19 protein-coding genes are annotated in these 18,312 nt (G+C 60.0%); 11 read left to right on the top strand and 8 right to left on the bottom strand.

Annotated elements, in window-relative coordinates; translation table 11 throughout:
• Positions 1 to 106: 106 nt before the first annotated feature.
• Positions 107 to 940 carry a nucleoside-binding protein gene (locus F6S08_RS09150; RefSeq protein ID WP_065928129.1) on the top strand — a complete coding sequence of 278 codons (834 nt, stop codon included), beginning with the start codon at positions 107 to 109 and terminating at the stop codon, positions 938 to 940.
• On the opposite strand, the gene punC is transcribed toward F6S08_RS09150, so the two are convergent.
• On the bottom strand, positions 937 to 2,121 hold the full coding sequence (punC, locus tag F6S08_RS09145) for a purine nucleoside transporter PunC (protein WP_315871534.1): 1,185 nt from the start codon (positions 2,119 to 2,121) through the stop codon (positions 937 to 939). The genes F6S08_RS09150 and punC overlap by 4 nt on opposite strands.
• A gap of 122 nt (positions 2,122 to 2,243) precedes the next feature.
• On the opposite strand from punC, the gene punR reads away from it, so the two are divergent.
• On the top strand, positions 2,244 to 3,173 hold the full coding sequence (gene punR / locus F6S08_RS09140; protein ID WP_074844525.1) for a DNA-binding transcriptional activator PunR: 930 nt from the start codon (positions 2,244 to 2,246) through the stop codon (positions 3,171 to 3,173).
• 61 nt (positions 3,174 to 3,234) lie between these two features.
• Here punR and F6S08_RS09135 read toward each other — a convergent pair whose 3' ends face one another.
• Positions 3,235 to 4,404, bottom strand: coding sequence for an aspartate aminotransferase family protein (locus F6S08_RS09135; protein WP_074844523.1), 1,170 nt, complete (start codon positions 4,402 to 4,404; stop codon positions 3,235 to 3,237).
• 103 nt (positions 4,405 to 4,507) lie between these two features.
• On the opposite strand from F6S08_RS09135, the gene F6S08_RS09130 reads away from it, so the two are divergent.
• Positions 4,508 to 5,413, top strand: a complete 906-nt coding sequence (locus tag F6S08_RS09130) for a LysR family transcriptional regulator (protein WP_137211411.1) — start codon at positions 4,508 to 4,510, stop codon at positions 5,411 to 5,413.
• On the opposite strand, the gene F6S08_RS09125 is transcribed toward F6S08_RS09130, so the two are convergent.
• Together F6S08_RS09125 and fabV are read right to left on the bottom strand one after the other, a co-directional pair.
• Positions 5,410 to 6,033 (bottom strand): HAD family hydrolase, encoded by a 624-nt coding sequence (locus F6S08_RS09125; RefSeq protein WP_065928134.1) that lies wholly within the window; start codon positions 6,031 to 6,033, stop codon positions 5,410 to 5,412. The genes F6S08_RS09130 and F6S08_RS09125 overlap by 4 nt on opposite strands.
• Positions 6,034 to 6,182: 149 nt before the next feature.
• The gene (gene fabV / locus F6S08_RS09120; protein WP_065928135.1) at positions 6,183 to 7,379 is read right to left on the bottom strand and encodes an enoyl-ACP reductase FabV; all 1,197 of its coding nucleotides are present in this window, start codon (positions 7,377 to 7,379) and stop codon (positions 6,183 to 6,185) included.
• A gap of 309 nt (positions 7,380 to 7,688) precedes the next feature.
• Here fabV and F6S08_RS09115 point away from each other — a divergent pair, with 309 nt between their 5' ends.
• The 5 genes from F6S08_RS09115 (at position 7,689) to F6S08_RS09095 (ending at position 11,332) form a co-directional block, all read left to right on the top strand.
• Positions 7,689 to 8,513 carry an aspartyl/asparaginyl beta-hydroxylase domain-containing protein gene (locus tag F6S08_RS09115; RefSeq protein WP_027604202.1) on the top strand — a complete coding sequence of 275 codons (825 nt, stop codon included), beginning with the start codon at positions 7,689 to 7,691 and terminating at the stop codon, positions 8,511 to 8,513.
• A 147-nt stretch (positions 8,514 to 8,660) separates the two neighbouring features.
• Entirely contained in the window at positions 8,661 to 10,034 is a 1,374-nt protein-coding gene (ppnN, locus tag F6S08_RS09110) for a nucleotide 5'-monophosphate nucleosidase PpnN (protein ID WP_065928136.1), read from the top strand.
• 207 nt (positions 10,035 to 10,241) lie between these two features.
• Complete coding sequence (locus F6S08_RS09105) at positions 10,242 to 10,499, top strand: AbrB/MazE/SpoVT family DNA-binding domain-containing protein (RefSeq protein WP_137211560.1); 258 nt, start codon at positions 10,242 to 10,244, stop codon at positions 10,497 to 10,499.
• On the top strand, positions 10,496 to 10,891 hold the full coding sequence (locus F6S08_RS09100) for a PIN domain-containing protein (RefSeq protein WP_053132385.1): 396 nt from the start codon (positions 10,496 to 10,498) through the stop codon (positions 10,889 to 10,891). The genes F6S08_RS09105 and F6S08_RS09100 overlap by 4 nt, the downstream gene beginning before the upstream one ends.
• A gap of 69 nt (positions 10,892 to 10,960) precedes the next feature.
• A complete protein-coding gene (locus F6S08_RS09095) occupies positions 10,961 to 11,332 on the top strand; it encodes a hypothetical protein (RefSeq protein WP_065928137.1) in 372 nt (123 codons plus the stop codon).
• A 7-nt stretch (positions 11,333 to 11,339) separates the two neighbouring features.
• On the opposite strand, the gene F6S08_RS09090 is transcribed toward F6S08_RS09095, so the two are convergent.
• Together F6S08_RS09090 and F6S08_RS09085 are read right to left on the bottom strand one after the other, a co-directional pair.
• Complete coding sequence (locus tag F6S08_RS09090) at positions 11,340 to 11,669, bottom strand: YXWGXW repeat-containing protein (protein ID WP_065928138.1); 330 nt, start codon at positions 11,667 to 11,669, stop codon at positions 11,340 to 11,342.
• 131 nt (positions 11,670 to 11,800) lie between these two features.
• Positions 11,801 to 12,676, bottom strand: coding sequence for a LysR family transcriptional regulator (locus F6S08_RS09085; RefSeq protein ID WP_137211561.1), 876 nt, complete (start codon positions 12,674 to 12,676; stop codon positions 11,801 to 11,803).
• A gap of 71 nt (positions 12,677 to 12,747) precedes the next feature.
• Here F6S08_RS09085 and F6S08_RS09080 point away from each other — a divergent pair, with 71 nt between their 5' ends.
• Positions 12,748 to 13,461: an NADPH-dependent F420 reductase gene (locus F6S08_RS09080; protein WP_256097801.1), complete on the top strand. Its 714-nt coding sequence runs from the start codon at positions 12,748 to 12,750 to the stop codon at positions 13,459 to 13,461.
• Positions 13,462 to 13,549: 88 nt separating this feature from the next.
• Here F6S08_RS09080 and mqo read toward each other — a convergent pair whose 3' ends face one another.
• Positions 13,550 to 15,196, bottom strand: a complete 1,647-nt coding sequence (gene mqo, locus F6S08_RS09075; RefSeq protein ID WP_065928140.1) for a malate dehydrogenase (quinone) — start codon at positions 15,194 to 15,196, stop codon at positions 13,550 to 13,552.
• Between the two features lie 481 nt (positions 15,197 to 15,677).
• Here mqo and F6S08_RS09070 point away from each other — a divergent pair, with 481 nt between their 5' ends.
• A complete protein-coding gene (locus F6S08_RS09070) occupies positions 15,678 to 16,865 on the top strand; it encodes an MFS transporter (protein ID WP_065928141.1) in 1,188 nt (395 codons plus the stop codon).
• Positions 16,866 to 17,027: 162 nt separating this feature from the next.
• A complete protein-coding gene (locus tag F6S08_RS09065) occupies positions 17,028 to 17,867 on the top strand; it encodes a lipopolysaccharide kinase InaA family protein (protein WP_315871533.1) in 840 nt (279 codons plus the stop codon).
• Positions 17,868 to 17,919: 52 nt separating this feature from the next.
• Here F6S08_RS09065 and F6S08_RS09060 read toward each other — a convergent pair whose 3' ends face one another.
• A complete protein-coding gene (locus F6S08_RS09060) occupies positions 17,920 to 18,141 on the bottom strand; it encodes a hypothetical protein (protein ID WP_083244959.1) in 222 nt (73 codons plus the stop codon).
• Positions 18,142 to 18,312: the final 171 nt, after the last annotated feature.

Genomic DNA, 18,312 nt, shown 5'->3' with positions numbered 1-18,312 from the left:
GATGTCCATAGAGTTGTATACAATCAATCGAACAAGATACCCTCCATCGGCGTTACAAAAACAATCTGGCCGTGATGAGCCAGAACGCCAAAAGGACACTAGAACAATGAAAAAGGCATTACAGGGAGCCACCGTTGCACTCACTCTCCTCGGCGGCGGGGAGGCCGTCGCGGTGGAATGGATGAACAACAGCGTAGGTTTTCGCTACGGCCAGCAATTCACCAATCCGAATAACCCCGACGAATTCAGCAAGCGCATCTACAGCGTTACCCACGCCAGCGGCTACCGGTATGGCAGCAACTTCCTGAACCTGGACGTGTTCCTGTCCGACAGCCGCGACCCGCGCAAGGGCACCGACCACGGTGGCAGCGAGGTGTACGCGGTGTACCGGCATCAGTTGTATGCGTCACGGGTGCTGGATGTGCCACTGGGCACCGGGCTGATCAAGGATTACGCGTTGACCCTGGGCTTTGATGCCAACCGCAACAACAACGTCGCGTCGGCGAAAAAACGCGCACTGGTGCTCGGCCCGACATTGAAGTTCAACACCGTGGGCGTGCTGGACCTGAGCCTTCTGTACTACAAGGAGCGCAACCACACCGGCATCCCCGGTGCACGGGAGTCGAACCACACGTTTGACGACACCTACATGCTCAACCTGACGTGGATGCGCCCTTTCGAGATCGCCAACCATGCGGCGAAATTCCAGGGCTTTGTGAACTACGTCGGGGAAAAAGGCGCGGACTACCATGGCCGTGACACGGCACCGGAAACCCTGATGCGCAGCGCGCTGATGGTCGCGGTGCGACCGGGCAAGAGCGTGAAGCCGAACCTGTACCTCGGGGTGGGTTACGAGTACTGGCACAACAAGTTCGGCGTGGACGGCGGCCGGGGCAGCCGTACGTCAACGCCGACGGTGAACATGGAAGTGACGTTCTAGGCGGCGGCCAGTTCCGACTTGTCTGCTTTCGGCCGCGCCAGCCAATAGCCCAAGACGGCCAAGGGCGCGGTCGCCAGCATCACGATCGTCGTGATCAGCAACGGTTGCTCGATCATCGATGACACCAACAGGCTGCTGAGAAAGCACAGGCCCAATTGCAGGGTGTTTTGCAGTGCCGCCGCCTTGCCGGAATGTTCTGCAAACGGCATCAGCGCATTCGCCACCACGATCGGGTAGCTGGCGCCGTTGACCAGCGCCATCAGGCAGAACGGAATCAGCAAGGTGGTGAGCGTCGGCACGGTCAAGGTGGCGACCAGGTACAGCGCCACCATGCTGATGCAATAGGCCAGCAGCAACCACGGCAACAGCGTCTTGCCCTGGAAACGCTGCAAAGCGCTACGGCAACTGTAGCCACCCACCAGAAACGCCAATGTCGGCAGCACGTAGCTCAGGCCGATGTCATTCGGGCTATAGCCCATGTCGCCGAGGATGAAGGGTGAAGCGGTCAGCCAGGCGAAGAAACTGGCCGAGCAGGCGGCGAAGATCATCACATTGCCGGTAAACACCCGGGAGGTGAGCAACTGCCAATAGACAAGGCGCGAAGGTTCGTCTTCCCGCGTCTGAGGTTTCGACACGGAGCGCAGGAACAACGTCGGCAGCAACAACAGCAACGACACCCCCAGCAATACGCCAAAGATGGCTTGCCAACCGAAGTGGTTCAGCACCATCGCACCCAGCAGCGGCGCCAGCGCCGGTGACAACGACATCAACGGCATGATGCTGGCGAACACGCGGTGGGCCTTGTTGGCCGGGTAGCGGTCGATCACCAGCGCCTGCCAGCTCACGGCCGCAGAACACACGCCAATCGCCTGCATAAAGCGCAAGGCCAGCAACTGCGGCGCGGTCTCGACCCAAAACATCCCCGCGCAACCCACCACAAACAGGCTCAAGCCTGCGAGCAGAATCGGCTTGCGCCCCAGGCGGTCGGACAACGGCCCCCACAGCAACTGCCCCACGGCAAAGCCCGCGAGAAAAATACTCAGGCTGGCGCCCACCGCGCCCGCACCAATCTGCAACTGCTCGCCCATGGCGCCGAACGCCGGCAAATACATGTCCATTGCGAGGTAACCGAGCATGCTCAGCCCCGCCAGATACCAGGTGAAACCAAAAGAATTTTTCATTGAAACCTTGTTAATCCTGCCATCAAACTATTTGCTGATTGCCGCCCATTATGAAGCTGACAGTTTTGCTGTGAAGCGATAATAATTGGCGGCTGTTATCAATAATTTTGAAGGCAACCCTCATGTGGTCCGAATACTCCCTGGATGTCGTCGATGCGGTAGCGCGCCATGGCAGCTTCAGCGCCGCCGCCCAGGAATTGCACCGCGTGCCGTCAGCCATCAGTTATACCGTACGTCAACTTGAAGAGTGGCTGGCGGTGCCGTTGTTTGTGCGCCGGCATCGTGATGTGGAGCTGACACCCGCCGGCCGTCTGTTTATCGACGAGGCCCGCGGGGTAATGAAAAAAATGCTCGGCACACGGCGCCTGTGCCAGCAGGTGGCCAATGGCTGGAGTGGCCAGTTGAAGGTGGCCGTGGATTCCATCGTCAAACCCCAGCGCTGCCGACAGTTGGTGCTGGATTTCTATCGACAGTTTCCCGAGGTGGAATTGCTGCTGGAATACGAGGTGTACAACGGTGTGTGGGATGCCCTGGCGGATGAGCGCACCGATATTGTCATCGGTGCCACCAGCGCCGTGCCAGTGGCCAGTCACTTCACCTTTCGCGATATGGGCTTATTGAATTGGCTGTGCGTGGTCAGCGCACGGCACCCGTTGGCGGCCATGGAAGGGTTGCTCAATGACGACCAACTGCGCCCCTTCGCCTCGCTGTGCATGACCGACACCTCGCGCAACCTGCCCAAGCGCGACACCTGGACCCTGGATAACCAACGCCGGTTGGTAGTCCCCAACTGGGCCTCTGCCATCGATTGCCTGCGCGATGGCCTGTGCGTCGGCATGGCACCGGCGCATCAGGTATTGCCGTGGATCGAACGCGGTGAATTGGTGGCGCTGCAACTGACGCGCCCCTTTCCGGCCAGCCCATCGTGTGTGGCCTGGGCACAGAGCAAACTGTCCCCGGCCATGGCGTGGTTGCTGGAATACCTGGGGGATACCGAAACCATGAACCAGGAGTGGCTCAACGGTCCTGCCGTAGCAGCTGTCGAGCCCTAGCGAGGCTGCGTCAGACGCACTGCCGATTCAAGCCCGAGGCTCGACAGCTGCGGTCAGGAATCTAGTTCAATAGCCGAGTGAGGGCCCGCACGATCATCTCCACCTCCTTGGCATCCAGGGTCAACGGCGGCAGCAGGCGAATGACCTTGCCCCGCGTCACGTTGATCAGCAGCCCATGCTCCTGGGCAGCACGCTGGGCCAGGTCGCGATAGGGGCTGGCCAACTCAACACCGATCATCAGGCCCTGCCCCCGAATCGCCAGCACCTGCGGATGCTCTTCCAATTCCATGCGTAACCGCGCCAGCAAGCGCTCGCCCTGTTGTGCAGCGTTCTGCAACAAGCCTTGCTCTTCGATAATGTCCAACACCGTGCAGCCCACCCGGCACGCCAGCGGGTTGCCGCCAAAGGTGCTGCCATGACTGCCCGGCGTGAAAAGCGCGGCTACCGCTGCCCTGGCCAGGCACGCACCGATGGGCACGCCATTGCCGAGGCCTTTGGCCAGGGTCATCACATCCGGGACAATGCCTTCATGCTGGAAGGCAAACCAGGCGCCGGTGCGGCCGATGCCGGTCTGGATTTCGTCGAGCATCATCAGCCAGCCGTGCCGTGTGCAGTGGTCACGCAGGACTTGCAGGTAACCCGGCGGCGATGGCAGTACACCACTTTCGCCCTGGATGGGCTCCAGCAAGACCGCCGCGATCCGTGTGCCAAACGTCTGGGTGATTGCCTCGATCGCCGCCAGATCACCAAATCTGACCTTGAGAAAATCCCCCGGCAAACGTTGGAAACCCAAGCGCACCGAGGGTCCATCGCTGGCCGCCATGGTACCCAGCGTACGACCATGAAAGGCATTCTCCATCACCACCACCAAGGGCTCTTCGATGCCTTTTTTCCAGCCATGCAACCGCGCCAGTTTCAGCGCCGTCTCGTTGGCTTCGGCGCCGGAATTATTGAAGAAGGCACGGTCCAGGCCGGACAGCCGCGTCAGGCGCTGGGCCAGACGTTGTTGCCAGTCGATGCTGTAGAGGTTGGAGGTGTGCAACAACAGGCCGGCCTGCTCGCTGATGGCCGTCACCAGTTTCGGGTGGGAATGCCCGACGTTAGTCACCGCCACACCCGCCACTGCGTCCAGGTATTCGCGCCCCTGCTGGTCCCACAGGCGCGTGCCGAGGCCACGGGTGAAGCTCAGGGCCAGGGGTTGATAGGTGGTCATCAGGCAGGCGGCGGTCATGGTGGCGGACTCCAGTGCATCGTTGAGATAGCAACAGTATCGTTAGCCATCCCAGCTGGATAAACTGCGCCCTCCTGCAATGACTTTAAACCAGGACTTGATAATGGACCTGTTCCAAGCGATGTCGGTGTACGTGAAAGTGGTGGAGAGCGGCAGCATGACCGCCGCCGCCCACGCCTGCGGGATGTCGACCACCATGGTCGGCAACCACCTGCGCGCCCTCGAACAACGCCTGGGCGTCAGCCTGCTCAAGCGCACCACCCGCAAACAGAGCCTCACGGAGTTCGGCGGCCAGTATTACCAGCGTTGCCTGGAAGTACTCGGGCTGGTGGCAGACTCCGAGCAATGGGCCGAACAGGCCCACGGCGACATCCCCAAAGGTACCCTGCGCATCACCGCGCCACCGGCGTTCGGCACTGAACGCCTGGCGCCGGCCTTGAGCGAGTTTTCCCAACGCTACCCGCTGATCAAGCTGTACGTGGTGCTCAGCAACCAGCGCATGGACATGGTCGACAGCGGCTTTGACGTGGCTATCCGCTTGGGCGAGCTGGAACCCTCAAGCCTGATCGCCCGACCAATGCAGGACTACACCATCACCCTGTGCGCCTCACCGGACTACCTGGCCCGACGTGGTACACCCCAGACACCCGAGGACCTGCAACAGCACGACTGCCTGGCATTCGCCTACCCTTCCACCGATGACTGGCGCAACGCCGACAAGCTGTGGCGCATGACCGGCGCAGTAGGCGAAGTGGAAATCCCGGTGTCCGGCTCGCTGACCATCAATAGCTCCCAGGCCTTGCGCCAGGCCGCCGTGCAAGGCATGGGGATCGTCATGCTGCCGGATGCCCTGGTGCAGCCCGACCTGCAAACCGGCAAGCTGGTGGCCTTGCTGACCACCTATCAACTGCCCAGCCGGCCCATGCATTTGCTGTACGGCCAGGACCGTTATCGCTTGCCGAAGCTGCGCGCCTTTGTGGACTTCGCCATGGAAAAGTGGGCGCGCTAGAAGCCCACGCCCAACTCGCGCAATCGCGCCGCCGTCTGCTCGGCAGACACGTGGTGAATGCCTTGCCAGCCGAGGGCGACGGCCGCTTCGATATTGCCGGCGACATCATCGATAAACACCACCTCCCCCGGCTGGATATCCGGCAGGTACACCCGTACCTGGCTGAGACTGGCGTGGTAGATCGCCGCGTCGGGCTTGATCAGCTTCAACTCGCCAGACACCACGATGTTGCGAAATTTCCGAAGGAAGGGGTAATTGGCGAGCGCATAGGGAAAGGTCTCGGCCGACCAGTTTGTGAGCCCGAACAGTGGCATGTTGGCCTGATGCAGCGCGTTGAGAATCGCCACGCCTTCGGGCAACGGGCCACGCAGCATTTCGTGCCAGCGGCCGTAATAGGCCGTGATCAAGGGTTCATGCTCGGGGTATTGATCGATCAGGATCTGTGTGGCTTCGGCCAGCGGCCGCCCCGCATCCTGCTCGGTGTTCCAGGCCTGGGTACAGATGTTATCGAGGAACCATTGCCGCTCTTGATCGTCGGCAATCAGTTTGCGATAGAGGTGCTGCGGGTTCCAATCGAAGAGAACACCGCCGAAATCAAAAACGACTGCACGAATCGTCATCAGATCCTCCGTTAGCATGGTTTGAGAGCTGAGGGAGTCTGGCAGATTTACAAGGAGGGAGGTGCGCGCCGGAGCGTAAGACGGATCTGAAAAACCAAAAAAACAAATATGGGAGGGGGACACGCCTCCTCCCACATTTTTAACCGCGTTTAGGCTTGGACCAGACCCTTGATCTTCACGGTCGGGTTCACGTCAGCCTCGTAGTCCACACCATCGATTTCAAAGCCGAACAAGCGCAGGAACTCAGCCTTGTAGCCGGCGAAATCACTGATCTCGTCGACGTTCTCGTCGGTGACCTGGTTCCACAGTGCCGCCACGGCGTCCTGGACCTTCGGTTCCAATTCGGCCAGGTCGGCGCGCAGGCGGCCGTCGGCGTCAAGCTTCGGTTCGCTGCCGTACAGGCTGTCCTTGAACAGGCCGTAGACCTGCTCGATGCAGCCTTCGTGGGTGCCCTGCTCTTTCATCACTTTGAACAGCAACGATAAGTACAGCGGCATGATCGGGATCGCGGAGCTGGCCTGGGTGACCACCGCCTTGAGAACCGATACGCGGGCGTCGCCCTTCAGTGCAGCGAGGTTGTCGCGCAGGGTCAGGACTTTCTTGTCCAGGTCTTTCTTGGCTTCGCCGATGGAACCGTTCCAGTAGATGTCCTGGGTCAGCTTCTCACCGAGGTAGGTGAACGCGGTAGTCTTGGCGCCTTCGGCCAGTACGTCGGCATCACGCAGGGCGTCGATCCACAGCTGCCAGTCGGCGCCGCCCATGACATTGACGGTGCCGTCGATTTCTTCCTGGGTTGCAGGCTCGAGGGTAGTGTCGACCACAACGCCTTTGTCGGTATTGATACCGCGCAGGGTCACAGCCTTGCCGATTGGCTTGAGGGTGGAGTTGTAGACTTCACCGGTTTTTGGATCAGTACGCCGTGGCGCGGCCAGGCTGTAGACGACCAGGTCGATCTTGCCCAGGTCTTTCTTGATGGTTTCGATGGTCAGGCGCTTGATCTCGTCGGAAAACGCGTCGCCGTTGATGCTCTTGGCGTACAGGCCTTTTTCAACGGCAAACTTCTCGAACGCAGCGCTGTTGTACCAGCCGGCGGAGCTCAGCTTGCCTTCTTCGCCTTCTTTCTCAAAAAACACGCCCAGGGTGTCGGCGCCGCAGCCAAACGCTGCACTGATGCGCGCGGCCAGGCCGTAGCCGGTGGAAGCGCCAAGGACCAGCACCTTCTTCGGGCCGTCTTTGATGGCGCCGTGCTCAGTTACGTAGTCGATCTGTTCCTTGACGTTCGCTTCACAGCCAACAGGGTGAGCGGTCACACAGATAAAGCCACGAACCCGCGGTTTGATGATCATAAAATTTCTGCCTCTTCCAAGGTGCCGAAGGCCAATGGTGGCCATTCAACTTCAATCGTACCGGTCTATGACGTCCGAAAAACCGAAGCGTCACGATAGTCGCAAATCTTCTGTTTACAAAATCCAATCCACACGAGCCCACCAGGTTTAAAGACTGTGTCGAGCCTTCACAATTTTGCACTATTTAAAACGCCAATCCGCTGCTGGACGCCTTATCATGACGAAGATGTTTCATTATGTTTCAAAACCCCACCACTCGCGGCCACGGATCCGGACCTGTCGAATGGCGTCCTTCTGGAGCTGAGTTGCATGAACAAGTCTGCTTTGCGTAAGAAAGCGGTATCGGTCGCCTGGGTACTCGGCGTGTTGCTGATTATCGATGTGTTCCCCGAAACCACGCTGGTGTTCCTCTGCCTGGTACTGGTGTGCGGCGTTTACGACTTCCTGCGTAACGGCCTGTATGACAAGCCGACCGTCAAGAAATACTTTATCGGCAGCGGTCGCAACACTTGGCTGCTGGCCCCGTTCAACACCCTGTTCGACCTGCTGAGCGCGCGTAACCGTCACGTCTACACGATGGGCGACCTGCCACCGGCCTGGCGCACAGACCTGCAACAGGTGCTCGATGACGCCATGGCCCACAAGGATGAAATCATCGGCTACCTGGATGAACGCATGGCCGAGAAGAAGCGCGGCATGTTGTTTTTCCAGTGGTACGGGCGACCGATCGAAACCACCCTGGATATTCCTGAACTGCGCAAAAAACTGCCGTTCGTGAAAACCATCGGCGTGTCGGTGTTCAACGAGAACCGCTCGACGTCCTTTCACTTCGGCCCCCTGCGCATGATGTTCCGCGTGCTCTACAACATGGCACCGGCGCCCCATCACGATGGCGTGTACATCCAGGTCGGCAAGCACAAGCACTACTGGCACGACGACCCGCTGTTTATCTTTGATGACACGCTGATGCATGCGTCCTTCAACAAGAACGACGCCAAGCGCTACTGCCTGTTTATCGACATCGTACGGCCAACGCCGCTGCCGTCGGTGCTTAACGCCGTCATCGCGGGTTTTGCCGGGCTGGTCTTTACCCTGCGTCGGGTTTTCTACAAAAACTGGAAGCTGATTGAGTAAGTTCTGCGGCATGATGGTGTTGGACGGTATTTGCGCTCGGCCCTGCGCCTGAGGTAAATATCCGGCTCGTGCGCCCTAACCTGCGCCCACCATTCTCACGTCATCGCACCTCGACAGGTGCGGTGGCTGCGTTTTCAAGGAATCAGAATGCCCCAACGCCAAGTCATCAATGCCTCCGTCAGCCCCAAGGGCAGCCTCGAAACCCTGTCCCAACGTGAAGTCCAGCAACTGAGCGAAGCCGGTACCGGCAGCATCTACACCCTGTTTCGCCAGTGCGCCCTGGCGATCCTCAACACCGGCGCCCATATCGATAACGCCAAGACCATCCTCGACGCCTACAAGAACTTTGAAGTGCGCATCCACCAGCAGGACCGTGGCGTGCGCCTGGAGCTGTTGAACGCCCCCGCCGATGCTTTCGTCGATGGCGAAATGATTGCCAGCACCCGCGAAATGCTGTTCAGCGCCCTGCGGGACATCGTCTACACCGAGAACGAGCTGGACAGCCAGCGCATCGACCTGAGCAACTCCCAGGGCATCACCGACTACGTATTCCACCTGCTGCGCAATGCCCGCACCCTGCGTCCGGGCGTGGAGCCGAAGATCGTGGTGTGCTGGGGCGGGCATTCGATCAATACCGAAGAGTACAAATACACCAAGAAAGTCGGCCACGAACTCGGCCTGCGCAGCCTCGACGTGTGCACCGGTTGCGGCCCGGGCGTGATGAAAGGCCCGATGAAGGGCGCGACCATTTCCCACGCCAAACAACGCATTACCGGCGGGCGCTACCTGGGCCTGACCGAGCCGGGCATCATCGCCGCCGAAGCGCCGAACCCCATCGTCAACGAACTGGTGATCCTGCCGGACATCGAAAAACGCCTTGAAGCCTTCGTGCGCGTGGGCCACGGCATCATCATCTTCCCCGGCGGCGCCGGTACGGCCGAAGAGTTCCTGTACCTGCTGGGCATCCTGATGCACCCGGACAACCGCGACGTGCCCTTCCCGGTCATTCTCACCGGGCCGAAACAAGCCGCGCCGTACCTGCAACAATTGCATGCCTTCGTCGGCGCCACCCTCGGCGAAGCCGCGCAGGCGCACTACCAGATCATCATCGACGACCCGGCCGAAGTGGCCCGCCAGATGACTGTCGGCCTCAAGGCGGTGAAGCAGTTCCGCCGTGAGCGCAACGACGCGTTTCACTTCAACTGGCTGCTGAAGATCGACGAAGGCTTCCAGCGCCCGTTCGACCCGACCCACGAAAACATGGCCAGCCTGCAACTGAGCCACGCACTGCCGCCCCATGAACTGGCAGCCAACCTGCGCCGTGCGTTTTCGGGAATCGTGGCGGGTAACGTGAAGGACAAGGGCATTCGCCTGATCGAAGAACATGGCCCGTACGAGATCCACGGCGACCCGGCCATCATGAAGCCACTGGATGAGCTGTTGCAGGCGTTCGTTGCCCAGCATCGCATGAAGTTGCCGGGTGGCGCGGCGTATGTGCCGTGTTATCGCGTAGTGCAGTGAGCTCGCCAGGTAATTTGCTTACAGCCGCCAGGCTTTAATGGCGGTCGGTCATAGTTTGTATCTCTTTGCGGCATGAGTAAGCGTGCGGGAGGGCTGAGTTCGGACTAGGTTTTCATGACCCCGACTCATCCTCCACCTGAAGAGCGACCTATGGACCAACGGATATTGTCCTCCACCACTCCTTACCCTAAGGTAAGGAGCATCATGTTGGAGATCTTTACCATGGCGACCGCCACACTTACCTCAAAAGGGCAAATCACCATCCCCGTCCAAGTCAGGACCGCACTTGGCCTGGAAACAGGCGACCGCGTCGAGTTCGTCGAAACGGAAGATGGCAAGTTTTCCATCATTGCAGCGAGCAAGACTGTCCATGACCTCAAGGGGCTGGTCCGGAAGCCTGCAAGGGTCGTGTCCATTGACGACATGAACCGCACCATCGCAGCACAGGGAGCGAAGGCTGGATGATCGGACTGGATACCAATGTACTGGTGCGCTACGTCACCCAGGATGATCCCGTTCAATCCCCCAAGGCCTGCGAATTGATCGAATCCCTCACCACGCTTTCGCCAGGGTTTGTCAGCCTGGTGTCCGTGGTGGAGTTGGTATGGGTATTACAGAGCTGCTACCAATGTGCCAAAAATGACATTGTCGTCGTTCTGGAAACACTGCTGCGCACCCGTGAATTGACCGTCGAACATGCCGAGGTCATCTGGCAGGCGCTTCGACGGTTCACGGCCAACAACGCCGATTTTGCCGATTGCCTGATAGAGCGCTGCGCCCACGCGGCCGGGTGCGAATACACCGCTACCTTTGACCTCGGTGCGGCCAAGGCAGCGGGTATGAAGCGTCTGGGCTGAGCGGCAACATTGCGGCAAGGGGCAGGCTTTGGTAAAAGTCGCTAATCCCTGAACGAGAGAACGCCCCACGTGCGCACGCTTCTTCTTGCTGCCCTGGCCCTGACGCCGTCCCTCGCCCTGGCCGAGATCATCTGGCCCGACCTGCCAAAGAGCTGCTTCGTCAGCGGGCGTTCTGCCACTAGTGTGGATGTGGACGCCGGCTGCGCAGCGTTCCTGATCAATGTGCAAGGCAAGGCCGCAGGTACGCCGATCAAGGTGGATATTCCCCAATATGCTTTTCACATCGACGAAGCCAGCGGCAAAGAGACACCGGTGATCATCATCCAGGCCGAAGAGAACGGAGAGGTCAAGGCCGTGGGATACAAGGAACTGGGCACCGATCAACTCGGTGCCGCGCTGCTGCGGGAAGTACGGCTCCTGGGTACAAAAAAACCCTCCTAGTCGGGGCTCAACGAACCCAGCCCCCCACCTGCCAGTGATAGCCATCATTGCGCTGCACCCAATGCGGATGCACATAACGATAGCCTTCTCGCACCGGCTCCCAATGGCCGTGTACGGCAACGTAGCGCCCGCCTTCCCAGCGCCAGTAACCACGTGACCATATGTAACCTTCACGTACGGCAGGCTCGACTTCGATGATCTGGGTCGGCGGCGGTTGTGGCGCAACCACCTCGACATATTCACGCTGTACAGGCCGGCGCTCATGCACCACGCGCTCCTGCACACACCCGGACGCCGCGACCACAACGGCCGCTAATGCCGCGTAACGTAACAACATACAACCCCCTCGGGCGTTATCGCCCAACACCTGCACCGGTAAAAATGCCCCCGTGTTTCAGCCGTGCTCCTGCTCAGGCCTGGGTACTTTTTTAACAGGTTGTGTCTGTCGGATTGCTGAAGCAGCACGCATCAAGGGTGACCGAAGCGTCCCAACACCGCTTCGACAAAGCGTCTCAACTTGGCCGTACGCTGGCGGTTCGCCGTGTAGACAAGGTGCATCGGCCGGCTCGGCGCTTCAAAGTCCGGCAGCACTCTCACCAATTCGCCCCCGGCCAATGCCCGGCGCAAGAAGTCTTCCGGACCGAGCACGATGCCAAAACCATCCAGCGCGGCGGACATCAAGGCCCTGCTTTCATTGATCTGCAAGCGACTGGCAACCTGCACCTTATAAGGCGTCGAAGCCTGGTAGAACACCCACTCGCGATCCGCCGGCCGCGACCAGAAGGCGTAGCCGAGACATTCGTGATGTTCAAGGTCCGCCGGGGCCTGCGGGGTACCGCGTGCCGCCAGGTACTCCGGCGACGCGCAGACCACCAGGCGGTAAGGTGCCAGTGGCCTGGCTGTCAGGCCGGTGGTCGCCAGGGGGCCGATACGAAAAGCGGCTTCATAGCCCTCCTCCACCAGGTCCACGAAACGGTCGGTCAAGTGCAGGTCGATTTCCACATCCGGGTTGTCGCGCAGGAACCCGGTAATCAACGGCATCAGGCTGTAGGATCCGAAGGTGACGGGCGCGGTGATTTTCAGCTTGCCGCGCGGCGTGTCGTTCATGATCTGCGCCAGTGAATCGGCAGCCTCGGCTTCTACCAGGATATGTTTGCAACGCTCGTAGTACGCGCTCCCCAGCTCCGTCAGGCTTTGCCTTCGTGTGGTGCGGTTAAGCAAGCGAGCGCCCAGGCGCTGCTCCAGCGCGGTGACATGTTTGGCCACCATCTGCGGCGACATGCCCAAGCGTTCGGCAGCCCGCGCGTACGAGCCCAACTCAGCAGCTATCACAAAGGCATTCATGCTCGACAGGCGATCCATCACTCCCTACTCCCAGTAACAACATCCACACTAAAACGACGATTTATCGCCGATTGGTTGCCAATCATCATAACCGCTCCCCCATTCATTGGAGCAAGACCATGAAGATTGGTGTTATTGGAGCAGGCTTTATCGGGCGCGCCGTGGCCCAACTGGCGCTGGCGGCCGGGCACGAAGTGATGTTGAGCAACTCCCGTGGCCCCCACACCATGAGCAGCGTAGTGAGCGGCATACTCGGCGTGCAGGTGGGCAGTGCCGACGACGCCGCCAAATTCGGCGATGTGGTGCTCGTGGCGATCCCCCTGGAGCATTACCGCAGCGTCCCGGCGCAATGGCTGGAGGGCAAGACTGTGATGGATGCGAATAATTACTACCCGAACCGCGACGGCCATATCCCGGTACTGGATCGCTTCGAATCCACCACCAGCCGGTTGCTCGCCGAGCATCTGCCCCATTCACATGTGGTGAAAGTGTTCAACGCGATCTTCGCTCCCGACCTGACGCAGGACGCGCGCCCCCACGGTGCCCCCGACCGCCGGGCGTTGCCGGTGGCAGCGGATGACGCCGCAGCGAAGGCACGCGTCATCACGCTACTCGACGAATTGGGTTTCGACGCCGTGGATGCCGGCAGCCTGGATGACAGCTGGCGGCTGGAACGCGGCAAGCCTGCCTATTGCGTCCCGCTGGACCAGGCTGGCTTGAAAGCAGCGCTGGCCGCCGCCGAGCGTACGGTTGAACTGCCGCCTGTCGAACGCACCCGCCGTTAGACACGCATCGAAAAAGCCCGCTGACCGTTACCGGTTCAGCGGGCTTTTTGTTACCGGCAAGGTCCTGACCCAGGACCTCCCCAGCGGCTTACAGCGCCAGGTCAGACGCCGGCTTGCTCGGCTCAGCCGCAGGCTTGGCAGCCTCGGGCGCCTTGACAGCAGCCTTTTGCGGAATCACAGGCGGTGCAGGCAGTTGCAGGATATTGGCGGTGTAGGCCCATTCCTTGGCAACAGCCTCAGGACTGTCGTTCAGCTTGGTGCCGTAGCTAGGCACGATCTGGTGCAGTTTTGCCTGCCACTCAGGGGTCGCAACCTTGTCCTTGAACACTTTCTGCAGCACGGTCAGCATGATCGGAGCCGCGGTGGACGCGCCTGGCGATGCACCCAACAGGCCTGCAATGGTGTTGTCGGCGGAGCTGACCACCTCGGTACCGAGTTTCAGGACGCCGCCCTGCTCTTCGTCACGCTTGATGATCTGCACGCGCTGGCCGGCCTGCCACAGGCGCCAGTCGGATTGCTTGGCGTTCGGGAAGTACTCCTGCAGCGCCTTGAAGCGGTCGTCATCCGACAGCATCAGTTGGCCGGCGAGGTACTCGACCAGTGGGTATTCACGAATACCGACTTTGGTCATTGGCCAGATGTTGTGGGTGGTGGTGCTGGTCAGCAGGTCCAGGTACGAGCCTTCTTTCAGGAACTTGGTCGAGAAGGTGGCGAATGGGCCAAACAGAATCACGCGCTTGCCATCCAGCACGCGGGTGTCCAGGTGCGGAACCGACATCGGTGGCGCGCCAACCGAAGCCTTGCCGTAGGCCTTGGCCAGGTGCTGCTCGGCGACGGTTGGGTTATCGGTCACCAGGAACGAGCCGCCGACCGGGAAGCCAGCGTATTCCTTGGCTTCAGGAATGCCCGACTTTTGCAGCAGGTGCAGTGCACCGCCGCCCGCGCCGATGAACACGAACTTGGCGTCGGTTTCAGTCTTGGTGCCGTCTTTCAGGTTTTTGTAGCTGACACGCCACGAACCGTCGGCGTTCTTGGTGATGTCCTGCACTTCGCTCGACAGTTTCAGGTCGAACTTAGGCGTGGTTTGCAGGTGAGCGACGAACTGGCGGGTGATCTCGCCGAAGTTCATGTCGGTACCCAGCGGGCTCCAGGTGGCCGCGATTTTCTGGTTCGGGTCACGCCCTTCCATCATCAGCGGAACCCACTTGGCGATCTGCGCCGGGTCTTCGGAGTACTGCATGCCGGCGAACAGCGGGCTCGCTTGCAGGGCTTCGTAGCGCTTCTTGAGGAACTTGATGTTGTCATCGCCCCACACAAAGCTCATGTGCGGCGTGGAGTTGATGAACGAACGCGGGTTCTTCAGCACGCCCTGCTGGACCTGCCAGGACCAGAACTGACGGGAGATCTGGAACGCTTCGTTGATCTCGACCGCTTTCGGGATCTCAACGTTGCCGTTCTTGTCTTCCGGGGTGTAGTTCAGCTCAGCCAGGGCCGAGTGACCGGTACCGGCGTTGTTCCAGCCGTTGGAGCTTTCTTCGGCGACGCCATCGAGGCGCTCGACCATTTCCATCGACCAGCCCGGCTCCAGCTCATTGAGCCAGACACCCAGGGTTGCACTCATGATGCCGCCGCCGATCAGCAGCACATCGACTTTCTTTGTCTCTTCCGCGTGAACGGACGTGATCCCCATCGACAAAGCCAGCCCCAGCAGGGCAGTGTTTACTTTTTTAAACATCAGTAGCACCTATGATAAAACGCCATCCGCCCCACCGCCCCTGATCATGGGCAACCCTCAATCACGCTGCGCCAGGCAACGCACCGCGGGGTTTGCACATTCACTCGGGGACCGCAGGGTGGGCACACAAGGCCGACGTATCGACCTCACTTTTATGTCCCTTCTGCGCTGACTTCTTATCATTATTGGCTTCAGCTACCTGGGCGACAGCCAAACGCCGGGACGTATACGGGTGTACGTACCGGGGAAAGACCAGACCAAGACGGCGCGCAGAATATCACGCCACACGGCGTTTATGCGTCGTTTGACCAATTGACAACTCTAAATCGCCGGTTTTAACGCGCGAGTGTCAAGTGTGGCAAGCGCGACCTGAGGTCACAGGGCAGGAACTCTCGGGCAAAAGGCTGTTCTAGACTCCTTCGTCGCTGCTTGCGTAGCATCGACGCACTCCCTCGTACCACCTTTCATCACAGAGCGATCCATGTCTATCCACCAAACTCCCGGGCACGTACTGCCCGCGCGCAGCGCCGCCAAAATGGAAGCCGCCATGGCCGTGGGCGCCTTCGCGATCGGTACCGGCGAATTCGCCATCATGGGCCTGATGCCCGACATCGCGCAAAACCTGGGTTTAAGCGAACCCCAGGTTGGCCACGCCATCAGCGCCTATGCCCTCGGCGTCATGGTCGGCGCCCCACTGCTGGCCATCCTCGGCGCCAAGCTGCTGCGCAAACACATGCTGCTGTTGCTGATGGGCCTGTATGCCCTGGGCAACCTCGCCACTGCGTTCACCCCGACCTTCGGCTCGTTGGTGGCGTTCCGCTTTATCAGCGGCCTGCCCCACGGCGCCTACTTCGGCATTGCTGCCGTGGTCGCCTCGAGCATGGTGCCCAACGACAAACGCGCCGGCGCCGTGGCGCGGGTAATGATGGGCCTGACCCTCGCGATGCTGCTCGGCAATCCTATCGCCACCTTCCTCGGCCAGCACCTGGGCTGGCGCTCGGCGTTTGCACTGGTGAGCGTGATCGCCCTGTGCACCATCGCCCTGGTCTGGCAATTTGTGCCCCATCGCCACGACGAACAACGCAGCGACCCGCGCAAGGAACTGCGCGCCTTCACCAAACCCCAGGTGTGGATGGCGCTGTCCATTGGCGCCATCGGCTTTGCCGGTATGTTCTGCGTGTTCAGTTACCTGGCACCGACCATGCTGGAAGTAACCAAGGTATCCCCCCAGTGGATTCCATTTGGGCTGGCAGCATTCGGCGTGGGCGGGATTATCGGCAACATCGCCGGCGGCAAGCTGTTTGATCGCATGCAGTTTCGCGCCGTGGGCTGGATATTGGTGTGGTCGATGGCCGTGTTGCTGTTCTTCCCCTTCGCGGCGGCCTCGCTATGGGGCGTGCTGCTGAGCATGGGCCTGGTCGGCACCATGGTCTCGTTGGCCGCGCCGCTGCAGATCCGCCTGATGGACATCGCCCACGAAGCACCGAGCCTGGCGGCAGCGTCCAACCATGCGGCGTTCAACCTGGCCAATGCGCTGGGGCCATGGTTCGGCGGGATGGCGATTACGGCTGGGTTTGGCTGGACCAGCACCGGCTACATCGGCGCGGCGACGGCACTGGTCGGGCTGGGCATTTATCTGATAGCACGGCGGATGCAGGGAGGGCATTAAGCTCAAGCCCCAGGGCTATCAGCACATTTCAATCGCCATGAACAGTGAAGAATCGGCGCAATGAGACTATTTCATTTCCGTTCAGGTAAAGTTCAGGTTGGATCCAATAAGCACAAGCTGTAACATATCCGTCATATTTATTCCCAATGACAAGGACGTGTTTTGAGCTTTCCTGACACAGGTGTATTGCAAAGTTTTCCGACGACCCTCACTCATCGCAATGCGACGATCTTCACCACCGACACCGCCGACCACAAAACGCAACAGGCGATTCAGGACCTGATCGACACGCGCCACCAACTGACAGATCGCATCAGCGCACCGCTCAAAGGGATGGAAGCCAACCTGTTCGCTAAATCCCAGCCGCTGGACAGCCTCAGGCCCAAATTGCGCGTGACCTTCGGGCGCGCCAAGCGGGACGGTGCGTTTGACTGGCCGGTCGAAGAAGTCATCAACACCCTCGGCGCCCAGAAACGCGGTGCGCCAATTGCTGGCTTATATGGGTTCGGTTATCGAAAGTCAGCGCTTGGCCTGATCCAGGAATTCTTCATCTTTACCGAGATGCTGGAGGGCCACCTCAATGGCCTGGAATGGCTCAAGCAGGAGCGTGACATCCAGAGCCTGATCACCGCGTCGTTCAAACTGTTGCACTGCCTGCACAGCAAAGGCGTGGTGCATATGGACTTCTGGGCAAACAATGTGATGATCAACCTGGAGCAGCCGACACACGCCAAGGCCATCGACCTGGAAAACTGCTTTCTCACGCCAACGGACTACTTGACCGAGGTACTGGCGTTTCAATTTGGGTTCTATTATCGGCGGGAAATTTTCCGGTTCATGATCGAAGAGGATTACGACCGGAGGGTGCTGCAAGAACTTGGCAACTACGACGGCATTGATCGCCGTCGTTTTGACGAAATCTACACCTCAAGCAAACATGAGAACATCAGCCGCCGCGCCAGGCGCGAGATTTTCCATAATGGGGTTGTGGTAACGAGCTGACTCACCTCCCCGGCGACAAGGGCGCCTGCCCCCCGCCGGGCCATATGCGCCATCAATCATCATGCAACAACCCCGTCCCATATTCCCCATAACTACTCCCCAGGCCACTGCCGCCAAAATTGGTTTTGGCAGCCTTGCTGGAGCTGCGGTCACCAAACGCCTGGCATCCGCCTGAAAAGCAAGGGTCGCCACTCATGCCCGGCGCACCCGAAGAACAAGCGCCCAACAGCAACGTGCTCGTAATCATCACGACTTTGACGAGGTTCGAAATCATTTTTTCAGTTCCCTGTGGACTGGACCGTGGGGGCTTCTCTTGAGAAAGATCGTAGACCTCAACGGCGGAAGGAATTATGAAACTTTGCTGGGGGACAGGGAGGGTTCAGGTTGCCGGCTGGTTGATCGACGGAGGCCGGGTCAAACACAACCGCGAATGGGCAGTAGCCAA

Origin of the sequence: Pseudomonas sp. JV449 (assembly GCF_032424295.1) — a bacterium.
In the GTDB taxonomy this organism is placed as follows: Bacteria; Pseudomonadota; Gammaproteobacteria; order Pseudomonadales; family Pseudomonadaceae; genus Aquipseudomonas; species Aquipseudomonas marginalis.
Note: the sequence above shows the minus strand (reverse complement) of the source record. Positions and strands in the feature narration are given on the sequence as shown.

Coding starts and splice junctions, on each gene's coding strand:
- F6S08_RS09150 (WP_065928129.1), top strand. CDS start 107: ATGAAAAAGGCATTACAGGGAGCCACCGTTGCACTCACTCTCCTCGGC.
- punC (WP_315871534.1), bottom strand. CDS start 2,121: ATGAAAAATTCTTTTGGTTTCACCTGGTATCTGGCGGGGCTGAGCATG.
- punR (WP_074844525.1), top strand. CDS start 2,244: ATGTGGTCCGAATACTCCCTGGATGTCGTCGATGCGGTAGCGCGCCAT.
- F6S08_RS09135 (WP_074844523.1), bottom strand. CDS start 4,404: ATGACCGCCGCCTGCCTGATGACCACCTATCAACCCCTGGCCCTGAGC.
- F6S08_RS09130 (WP_137211411.1), top strand. CDS start 4,508: ATGGACCTGTTCCAAGCGATGTCGGTGTACGTGAAAGTGGTGGAGAGC.
- F6S08_RS09125 (WP_065928134.1), bottom strand. CDS start 6,033: ATGACGATTCGTGCAGTCGTTTTTGATTTCGGCGGTGTTCTCTTCGAT.
- fabV (WP_065928135.1), bottom strand. CDS start 7,379: ATGATCATCAAACCGCGGGTTCGTGGCTTTATCTGTGTGACCGCTCAC.
- F6S08_RS09115 (WP_027604202.1), top strand. CDS start 7,689: ATGAACAAGTCTGCTTTGCGTAAGAAAGCGGTATCGGTCGCCTGGGTA.
- ppnN (WP_065928136.1), top strand. CDS start 8,661: ATGCCCCAACGCCAAGTCATCAATGCCTCCGTCAGCCCCAAGGGCAGC.
- F6S08_RS09100 (WP_053132385.1), top strand. CDS start 10,496: ATGATCGGACTGGATACCAATGTACTGGTGCGCTACGTCACCCAGGAT.
- F6S08_RS09090 (WP_065928138.1), bottom strand. CDS start 11,669: ATGTTGTTACGTTACGCGGCATTAGCGGCCGTTGTGGTCGCGGCGTCC.
- F6S08_RS09085 (WP_137211561.1), bottom strand. CDS start 12,676: ATGAATGCCTTTGTGATAGCTGCTGAGTTGGGCTCGTACGCGCGGGCT.
- mqo (WP_065928140.1), bottom strand. CDS start 15,196: ATGTTTAAAAAAGTAAACACTGCCCTGCTGGGGCTGGCTTTGTCGATG.
- F6S08_RS09070 (WP_065928141.1), top strand. CDS start 15,678: ATGTCTATCCACCAAACTCCCGGGCACGTACTGCCCGCGCGCAGCGCC.
- F6S08_RS09060 (WP_083244959.1), bottom strand. CDS start 18,141: ATGATTTCGAACCTCGTCAAAGTCGTGATGATTACGAGCACGTTGCTG.